This window comes from Planomonospora sp. ID67723 (assembly GCF_015711605.1).
Classification (GTDB): domain Bacteria; phylum Actinomycetota; class Actinomycetes; order Streptosporangiales; family Streptosporangiaceae; genus Planomonospora_A.
On record NZ_JABTEZ010000002.1, the window covers coordinates 1,966,552 to 1,982,693 of the forward strand.

Annotated in this window: 6 protein-coding genes; 5 read left to right on the forward strand and 1 reads right to left on the reverse strand. The window is 74.6% G+C overall.

Annotated features, from left to right (window positions below):
- Positions 1–80: 80 nt before the first annotated feature.
- Genes HS041_RS21295 through HS041_RS21305 form a run of 3 tightly spaced genes read left to right on the forward strand, consistent with a single transcriptional unit; the run spans position 81 to position 12,103 of the window.
- The gene (locus HS041_RS21295) at positions 81–1,403 is read left to right on the forward strand and encodes a thioesterase II family protein (RefSeq protein WP_196442396.1); all 1,323 of its coding nucleotides are present in this window, start codon (positions 81–83) and stop codon (positions 1,401–1,403) included.
- Between the two features lie 15 nt (positions 1,404–1,418).
- A complete protein-coding gene (locus HS041_RS21300; protein ID WP_196442397.1) occupies positions 1,419–6,590 on the forward strand; it encodes a non-ribosomal peptide synthetase in 5,172 nt (1,723 codons plus the stop codon).
- Complete coding sequence (locus HS041_RS21305) at positions 6,587–12,103, forward strand: type I polyketide synthase (RefSeq protein WP_196442398.1); 5,517 nt, start codon at positions 6,587–6,589, stop codon at positions 12,101–12,103. The genes HS041_RS21300 and HS041_RS21305 overlap by 4 nt, the downstream gene beginning before the upstream one ends.
- A 75-nt stretch (positions 12,104–12,178) precedes the next feature.
- On the opposite strand, the gene HS041_RS21310 is transcribed toward HS041_RS21305, so the two are convergent.
- On the reverse strand, positions 12,179–13,216 hold the full coding sequence (locus HS041_RS21310; RefSeq protein ID WP_196442399.1) for an LLM class F420-dependent oxidoreductase: 1,038 nt from the start codon (positions 13,214–13,216) through the stop codon (positions 12,179–12,181).
- Between the two features lie 397 nt (positions 13,217–13,613).
- Between HS041_RS21310 and HS041_RS21315 the strand changes: the two genes are divergently transcribed.
- Positions 13,614–14,786 carry an FxsB family cyclophane-forming radical SAM/SPASM peptide maturase gene (locus tag HS041_RS21315; RefSeq protein ID WP_307845392.1) on the forward strand — a complete coding sequence of 391 codons (1,173 nt, stop codon included), beginning with the start codon at positions 13,614–13,616 and terminating at the stop codon, positions 14,784–14,786.
- Entirely contained in the window at positions 14,783–16,132 is a 1,350-nt protein-coding gene (locus tag HS041_RS21320; protein ID WP_196442401.1) for an HEXXH motif domain-containing protein, read from the forward strand. Before HS041_RS21315 ends, HS041_RS21320 begins: the two co-directional genes overlap by 4 nt.
- Positions 16,133–16,142: the final 10 nt, after the last annotated feature.

The following is a 16,142-nucleotide window of genomic DNA, read 5'->3' on the forward strand; positions in this document are numbered from 1 at the left end:
ATATAAGGTGATTTGTCGTGCGCATTAAATCCCTCTGAACCGTACGGGGCGATGTGACCCCGCGGAGGAGTACCTGGCACATGGCGATCGAGCCCCTCTCGATTACGCGACCCACCCTCCCCTCGACCCCCCGCCCGAATCCCCCTCCCGAACACACCTCCGTACTGCTCTGCCTCCCCTACGCGGGAGGGGCGGCAGGTGCCTATTACGGCCTGAAAGGCGCTTGCGACGCCGTCGAGGTCGTCGCCGTCCAGCTTCCCGGCCGGGAGAACCGGATCGAGGAGCCACCCGAGTTCTCCGTGCCGCGGATCACCGATGAGATCGCCCCGCACACGGGACGGCCGTACGCCCTCTACGGGCACAGCATGGGCGCCCGGATCGCCTTCGAGGTGGCACGCGAGCTGCGCCGCCGGGGGCTGCCCCCGCCGCTGAGGCTCTACGCCGGGGCCGCCCACCCCCCCGACCGGAGGGTGCCGCTGGCCGCGGCGGCGGACCTGCCCGACGAGGCGTTCATCGACCAGCTCGTACGGCGCGCCGGTGCCCCCGAGGAGCTCAGGGACGTACCCGAGCTGCGGGAGCTGCTCCTGCCCGTGCTGCGGGCGGACTTCACCTGGATCAAGCGGTACCGCTACGCGCCCGAGCCGCCGCTGGACGTCCCCGTGGTGGCGTTCGCGGGTCTCGACGACGGGGAGGTGCCGCCGGGCGACATGCTCGGCTGGGCGCGCCACACCCGCGCCGGATTCGCCCTGCGGACCCTGCGCGGCGGCCATTTCTTCCTCAAGGACGGTCCCGCGGAGCTCGCCCGGCTGATCGCCGGGGATCTCGCGGGCCCCGGCCCCGGCAGGGGCGCGGGCCCGCCGCCCATGGAGGACGACGAGGTCCACGTCCGCGTGTTCCCCGCCGGGGAGCCGCAGGGCACGTCCGGCGGAGACGCGGGCGGCCTCTCCCGCGCCGTGGACCGGGCGGACGGCCTGGCGGTCGAGGCGACGGTCCGCGGCGGCGCCGTCGGCGCGGCCGTGGGGCTGCTGGAGGCGTACGGCGCCGCCCACGCTCTCTCCCGCAGCGCCTCCCACAGCGCCTCCCGCCGTGCTTTCCCCGGTCCCTCTCACGAGGACGGGCTCGGGCCGGGGGAGTGGGAGCAGGTAGCGGACGCGGCCGAGGAGGACCGGCCCTGGCTGGAGCTCCGCGCCAGGACGGCCAGGCGGGCGCTGTCCCGCGCGGGGGCGCACGCCCAGGCCGAGGCGGGGTTCCCCGATCTGGCCGACCCGGGGCCGTGGCCCGCGGGCGCCGGCTGGTGGGTGACCTTCCTGTCCCTGCACACGCCGCTGGGCGAGGCGCTGGCGGCGGTCGCGGTGCCCCGCGGCCGGACCCGGCTGAGCACCGATATGTGGACCGATCGATGACGGAGCGGTGAGCCAATGACCTCGGGGCAGTTCCTGCACGATCTCGTCGTGGGGCAGGCCGCCCGCACGCCGGACGCGACGGCGGTCCGGCAGTGGGACCGGACGCTGACCTACGGTGAGCTGGCCGATGCCGCGGGCGCGCTGGCCGGTCGCCTGCGCGCGGCGGGCGTCGGGCCGGAGACCCGGGTCGGCGTCTGCGGCCGCCGCACGCCCGACCTGCTGGTCTCGGTGATGGGAATCATGATGGCGGGCGGGGCCTACGTGCCGCTGGACCCCTCGCACCCGCCCGCCAGGCTGCGCACGATCATCGAGGACGCCGGCATCGGCACGGTCGTCGCCGACGACACCGGACGCGAGCTGCTCGCCGGGGCCCCGGTACGGTTGACGGGACCGCGCGCCGGGACCGGGGCGGAGGAGCCGCACGGACGGCCCGGGGACGGCAACGACCGGCGGGGGCCCGCGGCCCGTCCGGCCGGGACGCCCGCTCCGCCGCGCCCTGCCCATCCCGATCACGCGGCCTACGTCCTGTACACCTCCGGATCCACCGGGCGGCCCAAGGGCGTCGTGGTCAGCCACGCCGCCGCCGTGTCCTTCGTCACCATGGCCGGCGAGCTGTTCGGCCTCGACTCCGGGTGCCGCAGCATCGGCTTCGCCGCGCTCGGCTTCGACGTGTCGGTCCTCGACGTGTTCGCCCCGCTGGCCAGGGGCGGTTCGGTGATGTTCGTCCCCGACGGCGACCGGACCGATCCGGCGCGCCTGCAGCGTTTCCTGGAGCACCACGAGGTCACCTGGGGGACCGTCCCGCCCGCACTGCTCCCGCTGCTCGACCCGGACCGGCTGCCCCTGCTGCGCGACCTGCTCACCGCCGGAGAGCCGGCCGGTCCCGAGCAGGTGGCCCGCTGGTCGCGCCCCGGAGTCCGGCGCTTCCACAACTGGTACGGCCCCACCGAGACCACGGTCTGCGTGGTCGGCGGCGAGCTGACCGGCACCTGGGACCGGCCGCTGCCGATCGGCCACGCGCTGCCCGGGTGCACCGCCCGGATCCTCGACGACCGGCTCGCCCCCTGCCCGCCGGGCACGCCGGGCGAACTGTGCATCGGAGGCCCCCAGCTCGCCCGGGGCTACCTCGACCGGCCCGGTCTGACGGCCGAACGGTTCGTCGCCGACCCCTACGGCCCGCCCGGCTCCCGGCTCTACCGCACGGGCGACCGGGTGGTGCTGGAGGCCGACGGCCGGATCGGCTTCCTCGGACGGCTGGACCGGCAGGTCAAGGTGCAGGGCCAGCGGGTGGAGATCGGGGAGATCGAGTCGGTGCTCCGCGCCCACCCGGACGTCGGCCACGCGGTGGTCGACCTGGACTCCGGGCCCGGCGGGATGGCCGAGCTCACCGCCTACCTGGCCCCCGAGTCCGCCCCCGGTCTGGACGGGATCCGCGACCACTGCCTGGCCAGGCTCCCGGTCTACATGGTCCCCACCCGGGTCGTCCGCCTGCCGTCGCTGCCGCTGACCGTGGCGGGCAAGGTGGATCTCGGCCGCCTGCGCTCCCGCGGTGAGGACCCCCGCCGGGAGGCGGACGGCCTCCCCGCCGGAGCGGGCCCGGCGCCGCGGGAAGCCCCCTCCGGCGGAGGGCGGGTTCCCCGGGACGCGGTGGAGCGGGCGGTCGCCGCCGTCTGGTCGAGGACGTTCGAGGTGCCCGAGCCGGGCCTCGACGACGACTTCTTCGCCTCGGGCGGCCACTCCCTGCTCGCCATGCACCTGGTGGCCGGGCTCCGGGCCGAGCTGCGCAGGGAGATCGCCGTCGAGGACGTCCTGGCCGGCCGCACGGTGGAGGGCCTCGCCCTGCGGGCCGGGCAGGCCCCGCCGATCGAGGACCCGCCCGTCGCGGCCGCCGCCCCCGCCCTCTCCCCCGCGCAGCGGCGGATGTGGTTCGTGGAGCGCCTGGCCCCCGGCACACCGGTGCACAACATCGCCATGGCCCAGCGGCTGACCGGCCCGCTCGACACCGGAGCCCTGCGCGCGGCGCTGTCGGCGGTCTCCGCCAGGCACGAGGTGCTGCGCTGGCGGATCGAGGAGTCGGGGGGCGTGCCGCGCGTGGCCGTCGACCCGGCGGGTGAGATCGCGCTCCCGGTCGACGCCGGAGCGGGAGAGCCGTCCCCGGCCGGGGCGCGGGCGGACGGCGACCTGCCGGAGTGGGCCGGGGCGTGGCTGGAGGAGGAGGCCCGCACGCCCTTCGACCTCGCGGCGGGACCGCTGTGGCGGGCACGGTTGCTCCGGCTGGCGCAGGACGACCACGTGCTGGCCGTCACGGCGCACCACATCGTGTTCGACGGCTGGTCGCAGGACGTCCTCTACGACGACATCGCGCGTGCCTACCGGGGCGACCCCGCGGTCCCGCTCGCCACCTCCTTCGCCGGGTACGCGGCCTGGCTCGCCGCGCGCGAGGACACCGCGGCCCTGGAGCGGCGGGTGGAGCACCTCGGCGGGGCGCCCGCCGTACTGGACCTGCCGCGCGACCTTCCGCGCCCCGCCGTGCAGACCTTCGAGGGAGCCTCCGTCCGGACCGAGGCGGACGCCGAGACAGGCGCCGGGGTCCGCGCACTCGCCGCCCGGCTGGGCGCGACGCCGTACGCCGTGATGCTCTCCGCGTTCGCCCAGGTCATGAGGAGGCTCACCGGGCAGTCCGAGATGATCGTCGGAACACCGGTCGCCGACCGCCGCGATCCGGCGTTCGAGCCGCTGGTCGGCTGCCTCGTGCAAGTCGTCCCGGTACGGCTGGCCGTGACGGACGAGGGGGCGTTCGCCGGCCACGTCACCGCGTGCCAGCGGGAGCTGTCCGACGCCTTCGCCCACCTCGACGTCCGGCTGGAGCGCCTCGTCGAGAGGCTGGGAGTGGGACGCGACCTGTCGCGCAACCCGCTGATCCAGGTCCTGTTCAACATGTACGACTTCACCGAACCCCGCCTGGACCTGCCGGGGGTGAGCGCCCGCCCGCTCCCGCCCGGGCTGCCCGGCTCCCTGTTCGACCTGACCCTCTACGTCGGCGAGCGCGGCGACCGCTACGTGTTCCAGGCCGTGTACAACCCCAGGCTGTTCCACGCCGAGCGGATCGAGGCGCTGCTGGCCGGTTACGTCCACCTGCTCGGCGAGCTGGTCGCCGCCCCGGAACTGCCCGTGCGGCTCGCGCCGATGCGTCCCCCGGGCACCCCGCTGCCCGGCAGCGCGACCGCCGCACCCGCCGCACCCGCCGTACTCACCGCACCCGCCGGAGCCGCCGGAGCCCCGCCCGGCCCGGCCGCCGGCGGACTCGTGGAACGCGTCCTGGCCAGGGCGGCCGAGCACCCGGACAGGATCGCGGTCTCCGGCGCCGGGGGCGAGCTGACCTACGGCGAGCTGGCCGACCTGGCGACACGGACCGCCGCCGCGACCGCCGCCGTGGCCGGCCCCGGCCAGGCCGTCGCGGTCCTGGCCGCCCGCCGGTGCGAGCTGCCCGCCCTGCTGCTCGGGGTGCTGGCCGCCGGGGCCCGCTGGGCCGTGCTCGACCCCGCCCTCCCGCCCGCCAGACTGGCCGCCCAGGCGGCCGCCGTGGACGCACGCGCGCTGCTGTGCTGCCCCGGTACGGCTCCGCCGCCCGAACTGGCCGGCCTTCCGCCGGTGCAGCCCCTTCCTCCGGCGGGGAGTCAGGCGGAGGCGGGAACGGGGCCCGGGCCGGTCGTGCCGGCCGGGGAACGCGGGTACCTCTCCTTCACCTCCGGCAGCACGGGCGATCCCAAACCCGTACGGGCGGCGGAAGGGCCGCTCGCGCGCTTCCTCGACTGGTACCCCGGAACGTACGGCCTGACCGGGCGGGACCGGTTCGCTCTGCTCGCCGGGCTGGCGCACGACCCCCTGCTCCGCGACGCCTTCACCCCACTCGTCCTGGGCGGCCCGCTCCACGTGCCCGACCAGGACGACATCCGCGACCCCGCCCGCCTGGCCGCCTGGCTGCGGGACCGCGCCGTCACCGTCGCCCACCTCACCCCGCAACTGGCCGTGCTCGTGGCCGCCGCCGGGGTGCCGCTGCCGGACCTGCGGCTGGTCCTGCTCGGAGGGGACCGGCTCACGTGGGCGCAGGCCGCCCGGTTCCGGAAGGTCGCGCCCGGCGCGCGCCTGGTGAACGCCTACGGCACCACCGAGACGCCCCAGGTCCAGGCGGTCTTCGAGATCACCGGCGGTGACAGCGGCGGTCGGGAGGAGCGGGCGGACCACGGCGGCCAGGACGACCACGGCGACGCCGTCCCGGTCGGGCACGGGGTCGGCGGCGCGGAACTGCTCGTGCTCGGCGGGAACGGGCTGCCGGCCGCGGTGGGAGAGCTGGGCGAGGTGGTGATCCGCAGCCGGCGGCTGGCCGAGGGCTACCTCGACGAGCAGCTCACCAAGGAGCGCTTCACCGCGGAGGCGGACGGCGAGACGGGCCGGTACCGGACGGGCGACCTGGGCCGGTACGACCCCGCCGGGCGGGTCGTGCTCGCCGGGCGGGCCGACGGCCAGGTGAAGATCCGCGGCTACCGGGTCGAGCTCGGCGAGATCGAGGGCGTGCTCATGGAGCATCCGGACGTCCGTGCCGCGGCGGCGGCGGTCGCCGACCGGCCGGGCGGGCCGGTGCTGCGCGCCTACGCCGTCCCCGCGAGGGCGGGGGTCCGGCCGGCCGGCCTCCGGCGGCACCTCGGCGACCGGCTGCCCGCCCACGCCGTCCCCGCCGAGGTGGTCCTGCTGCCCGCGCTGCCCCTCACCCCGAACGGGAAGGTCGACCGGGCCGCGCTGCCCGAACCCGTGCCGCGCCCGGCCGGCCCGCGCGCCGACGAGCCGTCCGGCGCGACGGAACGGCTCGTCGCCGGGGTGTGGCGGGAGGTGCTCGGCCTGCCGAGGATCTCCGCCGGAGAGAACTTCTTCGAGATCGGCGGGCACTCGCTCGCCACCGCCGAGGTCCAGGCCCGGCTCGCCGCGCTGCTCGGCCGTGCCGTCCCCATCGTGGACCTCTTCCGCTTCCCCACGGTCCGCTCCCTCGCCGCCCACCTCGACGGCGCCGGGCGCACCCCGGGTCCGGAACGCGCCTCCCGGCGGATCGCCGCCCGGCAGGCCCGGACCCCGTCCCGAAGGGCACCATCCCGCCGGCCCTACCCGGCCGGAAGACAGGAGAATGAGGAATGACCGAGGAATATGCGGTCGAGCCGATCGCGGTGGTCGGGCTCGCGTGCCGGATGCCGGGGGCTCCGGACGTCCCGTCGTTCTGGCGCAACCTCATCGACGGAGTGGAGTCGGTCAGGTTCTACACCCGGGAGGAGCAGGCCGCGCTCGGCGTACCCGACTACCTGCTCGACGACCCCAACTTCGTGCGCGCGGCGTCCATCGCCGACGACTACGGCGCCCTGGACGCCGCCTTCTTCGGAATGTCCCCCCGTGAGGCGCAGCTGCGAGATCCGCAGCAGCGGATGTTCCTGGAGCTGTCGCACAGCGCGCTGGAGGACGCCGGCTACGACCCCGCGCGCTACCCGGGGGAGGTCGGCGTCTACGGGGCGATCGGCTCCGACGAGTACCAGTGGATGTTCATCCGCAGGGACCGCAAGACGCACGCCTCCGTCGGCAACCTCGCCATCTACACCGGCAACCACCCCGACTACCTGTCGACGCTGGTGTCCTACAAGCTCGACTTGCGCGGCCCCAGCCTCACTCTGCACACCGCCTGCTCCTCCTCCCTGGTCGCCATCCACGTGGCCTGCGAGGCGCTGCGCTCCGGCGAGTGCGACATGGCGCTCAGCGGCGGCGTGTCGATCGAGATGCCGCCCGAATGGGGCTACCAGTACCACCAGGACGGCATCTACGCCCCGGACGGGCACTGCAGGGCGTTCGACGCATCCGCCGCGGGAACCATCTGGGGCGGGGGCGGGGGCATCGCGGTGCTCAAGAGGCTGTCGGACGCCCTCGCCGACGGCGACCACGTCCGGGCGATCGTGATCGGCAACGCCATCAACAACGACGGCGCCACCAAGGTCGGCTTCTCGGCGCCGAGCGTCGAGGGGCAGGCCGTCGCGGTCTCCCAGGCCCTGGACCTGGCCGGCGTCGACCCGCGCACCGTCACCTACGTGGAGGCGCACGGCACCGGCACCTCCCTGGGCGACCCGATCGAGGTGGCGGCGTTGTCGAGCGTGTTCGGCAAGGACACCGCGGAGGCCGGCTGGTGCGGGATCGGCTCGGTCAAGACCAACATCGGGCACCTCGGCCCCGCCGCGGGCATCGCCGGATTCATCAAGACGGTCCTGTCGATCGAGCACGGCATGATCCCGCCGAGCCTCAACTACGAGAGCCCCAATCCCCGCATCGGCTTCGGCGAGAACCCCTTCCACGTCGTGTCCACCCTCACCAAGTGGGAGACCGGCGGGTTCCCGCGCAGGGCGGGCGTCAGCTCCTTCGGCATCGGCGGCACCAACGCGCACGCCGTACTCGAACAGGCCCCGGCCGTCCCCCCCGCTCCTCGTGAGGACCGCCCGGTCCACCTCCTGCGGCTGTCGGCCCGCACGTCGTCCGCGCTGGAGGCCATGGCGGGAAGGCTCGCCGACCGGCTGTCCGGCGCGGCGGACCTCGACCTGGCGGACGTGGCCTTCACGCTGCGCACCGGGCGCAAGGAGATGAAGCACCGGGCGGTCGTCGTCGCCGCCGACACCGAGGACGCGGCCCGCGCGCTCGCCGACCCCCGCCGCCTGGTCAAGGGCGCGGCGGGCTCGGCACCGCGTGTGGCGTGGCTGTTCTCCGGCCAGGGCGCGCAGTACGCCGGGATGGGGGCCGGGCTCTACCGCACCGAGGCGGTCTTCCGGGAGGCCGTGGACGAGTGCGCCGGGCTTCTCCTCGACGAGCTCGGCCTCGACCTGCGGGAGCTGCTCTTCCCCGGGGACGACGAGCGGGAGGCCGCCGACGACAGACTCCGGCAGACCGCGCTCACCCAGCCCGCGCTGTTCACCGTCGAGTACGCGCTGGCCCGCCTGTGGCGCTCCTGGGGCGTCGAACCGGCCGGGATGATCGGCCACAGCATCGGCGAGTACGTCGCGGCCACCGTGGCCGGGGTCTTCGACCTGCCCGGCGCGCTGCGCCTGGTCGCCGCCCGGGGCAGGCTGATGCAGAGCATGCCGCCGGGCTCGATGCTCGCGCTCCGCCTGGACGAGGCGGAGGTCCGGGAAAACCTGCCCGACGGACTGTCGGTCGCGACCGTCAACGGGCCGGGGACCTGCGTCGTGGCCGGGCCCACCGGCCTGATCGAGGAGTACGGCGCGCGGCTGGCCGAGCAGGGGGTGGGGCGCACGATGCTGCGCACCTCGCACGCCTTCCACTCGGCCATGATGGACCCCATCCTCGCGGAGTTCCACGAGGTCGTCGCCTCGACCCCCCGCAACGCCCCCGCCCTGCCCTTCCTGTCGAACGTCACCGGGACGTGGATCACCGCCGAGGACGCGGTCGACCCCGCCTACTGGACCCGCCACCTGCGGGAGGCGGTCAGGTTCGGCGACTGCGTGGCGACTCTCCTGTCGGAGGGGGAGTGGCGGCTCGTCGAGTGCGGGCCCGGCCGCCAGCTGGCCGGTCTGGCCAGGACCCAGCTGCCTTCCGGCGCCCCCGCGCCGCTGGCGAGCCTGCCCGGCCCCGCGGATCCCAAGCCGGACCCGGAGGTGCTCTACGCCACCGCAGGGGCCCTGTGGACCTCGGGGGTCACGATCGATCCGGAGGCCCTCGGAGCGCCCGGGCGCCGCGTCCCGCTGCCGGGCTACCCCTTCGAACGCTCCCACCACTGGGTGCCGATCCTGCCCGACCCGCAGCTGATCTACCCGGTCCCGCCGCGCACCGGCGCGCTCCCCGTGGAGGAGTGGTTCAGCCTTCCCGCCTGGCGGCAGGAGCCCGTCCCCGTCTCCGGCGCGCCGGGGCCCGACCGCTGCCTCGTCTTCGCCGGCCCGTCCGCCGCCCCGCTGACGGCGGCGCTGCGCGCGGCCGGGACGGAGGTGCTGACCGTCGCCGCCGGAGAGCGGTACGGCCGCACGGCCGACGGCGGGATCACGATCCGGCCCGGCTCCCGCGAGGACTACGAGACCCTGATCGCCGAGGTCGGGGTGCCGGAGCGGATCGTCCACGCCTGGGCGCTCGACGGCACGCCCGCCCGCGACGCCGCCGCAACCCTGGCCGCGCAGGATCTCGGCTTCTTCAGCCTGCTCACCCTGGTCCAGGCGCTGTCGGCGGCCGAGCGGGAGTCCGGCGTGCACCTGGACGTGCTGACCGCGGGCACGCAGGGCGTGCTCGGCCCCGACCTGCGCCGCCCCGAGCACGCGACGGTGGCCGGGATCGCCAAGGTCGTCCCTCTGGAGGCGCCCTGGCTGTCGGTCCGTCACATCGACCTGGAGGCCGCAGCGGAGCCCGGCGCGGCGCCGTACGGCTTCGGCCCCGTGCTGGCCGAGCTGGCCCGGGATCCGGGGCTCGACGTCCCCGAGGAGGGGACGCCGCCCTCTCCGGTGGTGCTGAGGTCCGGGCGGCGCTGGGTGCGCGGTTACGAGCCCGTGCCGGTGGCCGCCCCGGGCCGGGACGGCACGCCGGAAGGGCTGCGTGAGGGCGGCGTCTACCTCGTCACCGGCGGCCTCGGCGGGATCGGCCTCACCCTGGCCGAGGACCTGGCCCGGCGCGTGCGGGCCCGGCTGGTCCTGCTCGGCCGCTCGGGGCTGCCCCCGCGGGAGGAGTGGGAGGCGCTCGGCGGCGGGACGGACCGGACCGCCCGGGCCGTCGCGGCGGTCCGCCGGATGGAGGAGGCGGGTGCCGAGGTGCTCGTGCTGGCCGCGGACGTGACCGACCCGGCGAGCGTGCTGCGCGCCCGCGAGGAGACGCTCGCGCGGTTCGGCCGGATCGACGGGATCGTGCACGCCGCCGGCCTGCCCGGCGGCGGCATGGCCGAGGTCAAGGAGCGCGCGGAGGCCGAACGGGTGATGGCGCCCAAACTGGCCGGCACGATCGCGCTCCGCGAGGCGTTCGGCGATCTGGAGCTGGACTTCGTGATGCTGTGCTCCTCGGTGACCGCGGTGGCGGGAGGGTTCGGCCAGGTCGACTACTGCGCCGCCAACAACTTCCTCGACGCCTACGCGCAGATCTGGCCCGGACAGGTGATCTCGGTCAACTGGGGCGCCTGGCTGGAGGTCGGCATGGCCGCCGAGGTCGCCGCGCCGGTGGCCTTCCGGGCGCTGCAGCGCGGTGACCGGGTCAGCCCGCTGGACCACCCCGTGCTCACCCACCGGCACGACTCCGCCGACCGGCTGCCCTGGGTCTCCGGGACGATCTCCCCGGACACCCACTGGCTGCTGGCCGAGCACCGCGTCGCCGGAGAACCGGTGCTGCCCGGTACCGGCTACCTGGAGACGGTCCGCCACGCCTTCGAGGTGACCGTGCCCGCTCCGGGACCCGGCCACGCCGTCGAGCTGCGCGACGTCGCCTTCGTGGCGCCGCTGGCGGTCGCCGAGGGCGCCTCGGCCGAGCTGCGGGTGCTGTTCTCGCCCGGCGGCGACGGCGTGGAGTTCGAGGTGGTGAGCGTCGTCGGCGGAACGACCAGGTCGCATGCCAGGGGCGGAGCGGCGTGGGTGCCCGCGGACGCGCAGACCGCCGACCTGGACGAGCTGCTGGACCGGTGCTCGTACGGCTCCCGCGAGGAGGCTGCGGACATGTTCGCCTCCGCGTCCGGCCTGGTCGCCTTCGGGCCCCGCTGGCGGAGCCTGCGCGCCGTGCACCTGGGGCAGGAGGAGGAGCTCGCCCGGCTGGAGGCGGCGCCCGAGGCCGCCGGCGAGCTCGGCCGCTTCGGACTCCACCCGGCTCTGCTCGACGAGGCGACCGCGTTCGTCAGCGCCGCGGGCGAGCACAGCTACCTGCCGCTGGGCTACGGCCGGATCACCGTGCACGCACCGTTGCAGGCCCGGATCTGGAGCCACGCCCGGCACCGGGACACCGGGGGAGGGGAGATCGTCTCCGTCGACCTGACGCTCTACGGAGACGACGGCCGCGTGCTCGCCGACATCTCCGACTTCGTGCTCCGCCGGGTCGACACCGGCGCCGTCGCCGCCACGGTCGGGGAGGGCGCCCGGCAGACGGCGGAGCAGCCCGTCGTGGCCGAGGAGTCCGCGGCCGCCGGAGCGGGCGTGGACCTGGAAGGGGCCCAGCGCGGCATCTCGCCGGCGAACGGCGCGGACGCCTTCCGACGCCTGCTCGCCGCGGGCCTCGGCCCGCAGACGGTCGTCAACGCGACCGGGCTGGCGGAGTTCGTGGCGGGTGTGCGCGAGCTCACCCAGGAGACCGTGGCCGAGCAGCTGGACCTGGCGGCCGACGGCGGCGGGTCCGGCGCGGAGGGCTACGTCGCGCCCCGCAACGAGACCGAGAGCATGCTGGCCGGGCTCTGGGGCGAGGTGCTCGGCGCGGGACGGGTCGGCGTGGAGGACGACTTCTTCGAGCTCGGCGGCAACTCGCTCGTCGCGGTCCAGCTCATCGCGCTGCTGCGCAAGAAGGCCGGGGTGAAGCTCCCCATGCGCACCCTGTTCCAGGTCCCCACGGTGACGGGCATGGCGGCCCTGGTCGAGGAGATGCGCGGGCGGGGCGCCGCGAAGGAGGCGGCTCCGGCCGCCATCGTCCGCCAGCCCCGGACCGCCTCGCCGAGCTGATCGCGGCGGGGCTCTCGTAGAGCGGGCCGGGTTCCGCGGGATCAGGAGGCGATCCCGCGGAACCCGGAGGGCGCGTCAGGAGTTCAGCTCCGCCAGCCAGCCGAGCTGCTCCAGGCGGTCGTCCAGCGTGGGCGCGTTCAGCCCGACGACGAGGGTCGTCGCCCCCGCCTTGCGGTAGGCGTCCAGCCGCTCGCGTACCCGATCAGGGGTGCCGCAGAGCGCCAGCGCGTCCACCAGGTCGTCGGGCAGCTCCTCCATGGCCTCGCCCATCCCGCCGCCGAGGTAGGCCTCCTGCACCCGGGCGGCCGCGGCGGCGAAGCCCAGGCGGTGGGCGAGCCGGTTGTAGAAGTTGACCTCCCTGCTGCCCATGCCGCCCAGATACAGCGCGAGCATCGGGCGCACCACGTCGCGGGCGTAGTCGGCGTCGTCGTCCACCATCGCCATCACCATGGGGGAGACGGCGATCTCCGCCGGGTCGCGCCCGGCCAGGGCCGCGCCCGAGCGCAGGTGGTCGAGGGACTCCGCCACGTGCTCGGGCGGGAAGTGGATCGGCAGCCAGCCGTCGGCGATCTCGCCGGCGAGGGCGATCGCCTTGGGGCCCATGGCCGCCAGGTGGATCGGGAGCGGCTGCCGTACCGGTCCGATGGCCATGCTCAGCGCCTTGCCGCGGCTGTCGGGCAGGGGCAGCTGAAGGGTGGGGCCCGCGTGGCGCACGGGTTCGCGGGCCAGCGCGGTCCGCACCACCTGGACGTAGTCGCGCAGGTGGGCCAGCGGGCGCTCGTAGCGCCGCCCGTGCCAGCCCTCCGTCACCTGCGGGCCGGAGGTGCCCAGGCCCAGCCGGAACCGGCCGCCGGACAGCCGGTCGATCGTCGCCGCGGCCATGGCGGTGGCGACGGCGGTGCGGCCGGAGATCTGGATGATCCCGCTGCCGAGTTCCACGCGTTCGGTGCCGGCCGCCAGCCAGGCCAGCGTCGTCGCCGGGTCGGCGCCGTACCCTTCGGAGGCCCAGACCGACTCGTACCCCAGCCGCTCGGCCTCCCTGACGAGCTTGAGATGCTCGTCGGGAGCGGACGCGACAGGTCCCAGGGTGCCGATGCTGAATCCCAGACGCACAGGCGCCTCCTTGCTCGACGTGTTCGGTGATCGCATCATCTCCGGAACCGGCTGCCTCGCACAGGGCATGACTCAAGAAACACGGGCACATCCACAGGAACGAGGCTGGCCCGGCGGACGCTCGATCGTCAAAGTCCCGGGCCTGCACCGGCGTCGTCCGTGCGAGGGTCCGGGGTCGTCCCGTTTAACCCGCGGTCGCCCAGCAACCGGCGCGGGCATTCGCGTAGCGAATTGGCTGCTTTCCGTGATGTCCTCTCCTCCGGGAGAACGATTCTTGACTATCGGTGCAGAATCATGCGACATAGGGAATGAAGCAAGAGAGGGTGTACCCCTTTTGTCGGAGAATCCTGGACCTGAAAATCTGTCGCCCGAAAACGCGTTTCCGGCCACACTCGACGTGGACGGCCTGCTCGCCTCGGGATGGCAGCCTCTGGCTTTTCAGCAGTTCATCCTGAAGATACACAGTCGCTGTGACCTGTCCTGCGAATACTGCTACATGTACGAAATGGCCGACCAGTCCTGGAAGGCGCAGCCGCGGCGCATGTCCGAGACGATCGTGGAGCGTACGGCGGCGCGCATCGCCGAGCATGCGGCGGCGCACGAGCTGGCCGAGGTGGAGGTGGTCCTGCACGGCGGGGAGCCGCTTCTTGCGGGACCGGACTTCATCTCCCACGCCGTGCGCGCGATCAGGAGCGAGGCCGCCGACGTCGGCACACGGGTCCGTGTGGGAGTGCAGACCAACGGGCTCCGCCTCGGAGAGGAGTTCCTGCGGCTCTTCGACCGGCTGGAGATCCGGGTGGGGGTGAGCCTGGACGGCGACGAGCAGGCCCAGGACCGGCACCGGCGGTTCGCCGACGGAAGGGGGAGCCACGCGATCGTCTCGGCCTCGCTCCACCGGCTGGCCTTCGGCCCCTTCCACCATCTGTTCAGCGGCCTGTTGTGCACGATCGACATTCGCAACGACCCGCTGGCGACCTACGAGGCGCTCCTGGCGTTCGACCCCCCGGCGGTCGACTTCCTGCTCCCGCACGGCAACTGGGCCACGCCTCCTCCCTTCCGCGACCCCGGCTCGTCCGTCACGCCGTACGCCGACTGGCTCATCCCGATCTTCGACCGATGGTACGGCTCGCCGTCGGAGACGGAGATCCGGTTCTTCACCGAGATCATGCGGTTGCTGACGGGACGGGCCTCGCGCACCGAGGCGATCGGGCTGTCACCGGCGCGCATGGCCGTGGTGGAGACCGACGGCAGCATCGAGCAGTCGGACATCCTGAAGTCCAGCTATCACGGGGCCGCGGCCACCCGGATGCACGTCCTGCGTGACTCCTTCGACGCGGTTCTCTGCCACCCCGCGATCGTGGCCCGGCAGATCGGCGAGCTGGCCCTCGCCCCGGTGTGCCACGCCTGCGAGGTCGTCTCTGTGTGCGGCGGCGGACTGTACGCCCACCGCTACAACCTCGTCGACGGGTTCATGGGCCCCTCCGTCTACTGCGCCGACCTCTACCGGCTCATCACGCACATCCGCACGAGGCTCGCCCGCGACGTCGCCCGTCTGAAGGGAAGCCGATGAAGCTGCCGTCGCTCAAGGTCTCCGGAAAGGCGTTCACCGAGCTGGCGGCGGGCGGGGGAGGGGCCGAGGCTGCAGGAGAGCTGCGCGCGTTGCAGCGGGACAAGACCATGCTGCTGGTGAGAGGCATCGTGGACGAGGCGAGGACCACCGGTCACCCCCACGCCGATCTGGCGGTCCACGCGTACGACCTGCTGTCAGAGGTGGAGAGCCGTACGGCGGACGCGGTCGTCGGCGTGCTGGGGTATCCCGCCGTGGGAGCGTGGGCGTGGCGGACCTACCTGGCCCTGACAGAGAGGACGGCGGCCGGAGACGGCCCCGGCGGGCCGAACGCGGGCGGCCACGATCCCGGGCGGCTGGGCGCGATGGCCGTGGTGGCCGCGATCAGGTCGCAGACCGCATGCCGGGTCCGGCTGCCCGTCACCGGAGGCAGGCTCATGCTGCCGTCGCTGGGGGAGGCCGTGCTTCCCCGGGGCCCGGACGGGGTGGTGGACGTCGCCGTGCGGCCGGACGGGATCGGAGCCGAGCTCGGCGTCGGCCGGTTCGCGGTGCGGGTGGATCCCTCCTGTGATGGAACGGGCTGGCGGGTCCTGCACCGGCTCCCGGCGGCTCCCGGGATCGGCATGATCCTGGACGATCTCGATCCCTACCGGTGGCCGGAGGCGCACGAGCTGGAGGGACGGCTCACCGCCGGGCGGCGCCGTACCTGGCGGTCACGCCTCGTCGAGGCCTGGCGCATCCTGACCGCCGATCACTGGACCGTTGCGGAGGAGGTCGCCTCGGCGATCTCCGTGCTCACTCCCCTCAGGCCGCGGGCCTTCGGAGACAACAGCGGAACCGCCCAGGAGACGTTCGGGGCCGTCGCCCTCTCCGAGCCCGGAAACGGCCTCGGCCTCGGCGCCACGTTCGCCCACGAGATCCAGCACACCAAGCTCACAGCGCTGACCGATGCGGTCGCCCTGACCCTGCCGGACGACGGGCGGCGTCACTACGCCCCGTGGAGGCCGGACCCCCGCCCCGTCTACGGACTGCTGCAGGGCGCTTACGCCTTCATGGGGGTGGCGGACTTCTGGCGCTGCCGCCGCGGGATGGAGCGGGGCGCGGCGGCGTTCCGTGCGCAGGTGGAGTTCGCTCGCTGGAGAGAGGGCGCATACCTGGTCACTTGCACGCTTCTGGAGAGCGAGAGCCTTACGGAGGCCGGGGTGGAGTTCGTCACCGGGATGCGGCGCACGCTCGAAGCCATGCTCCTGGAACCGGTGGACCTCGCGGCGGCGGGACAGGCCCACCGTGAGGCCGGCTGGCACCGGGATGCCTGGAACAGGCGCAACCCGGGCCGGACGGGGCCCTGACCCGGCCACC

Bases quoted from the DNA above. Each gene is read 5' to 3' on its own strand.
- HS041_RS21295 (WP_196442396.1), top strand. From the start codon at position 81: ATGGCGATCGAGCCCCTCTCGATTACGCGACCCACCCTCCCCTCGACC.
- HS041_RS21300 (WP_196442397.1), top strand. From the start codon at position 1,419: ATGACCTCGGGGCAGTTCCTGCACGATCTCGTCGTGGGGCAGGCCGCC.
- HS041_RS21305 (WP_196442398.1), top strand. From the start codon at position 6,587: ATGACCGAGGAATATGCGGTCGAGCCGATCGCGGTGGTCGGGCTCGCG.
- HS041_RS21320 (WP_196442401.1), top strand. From the start codon at position 14,783: ATGAAGCTGCCGTCGCTCAAGGTCTCCGGAAAGGCGTTCACCGAGCTG.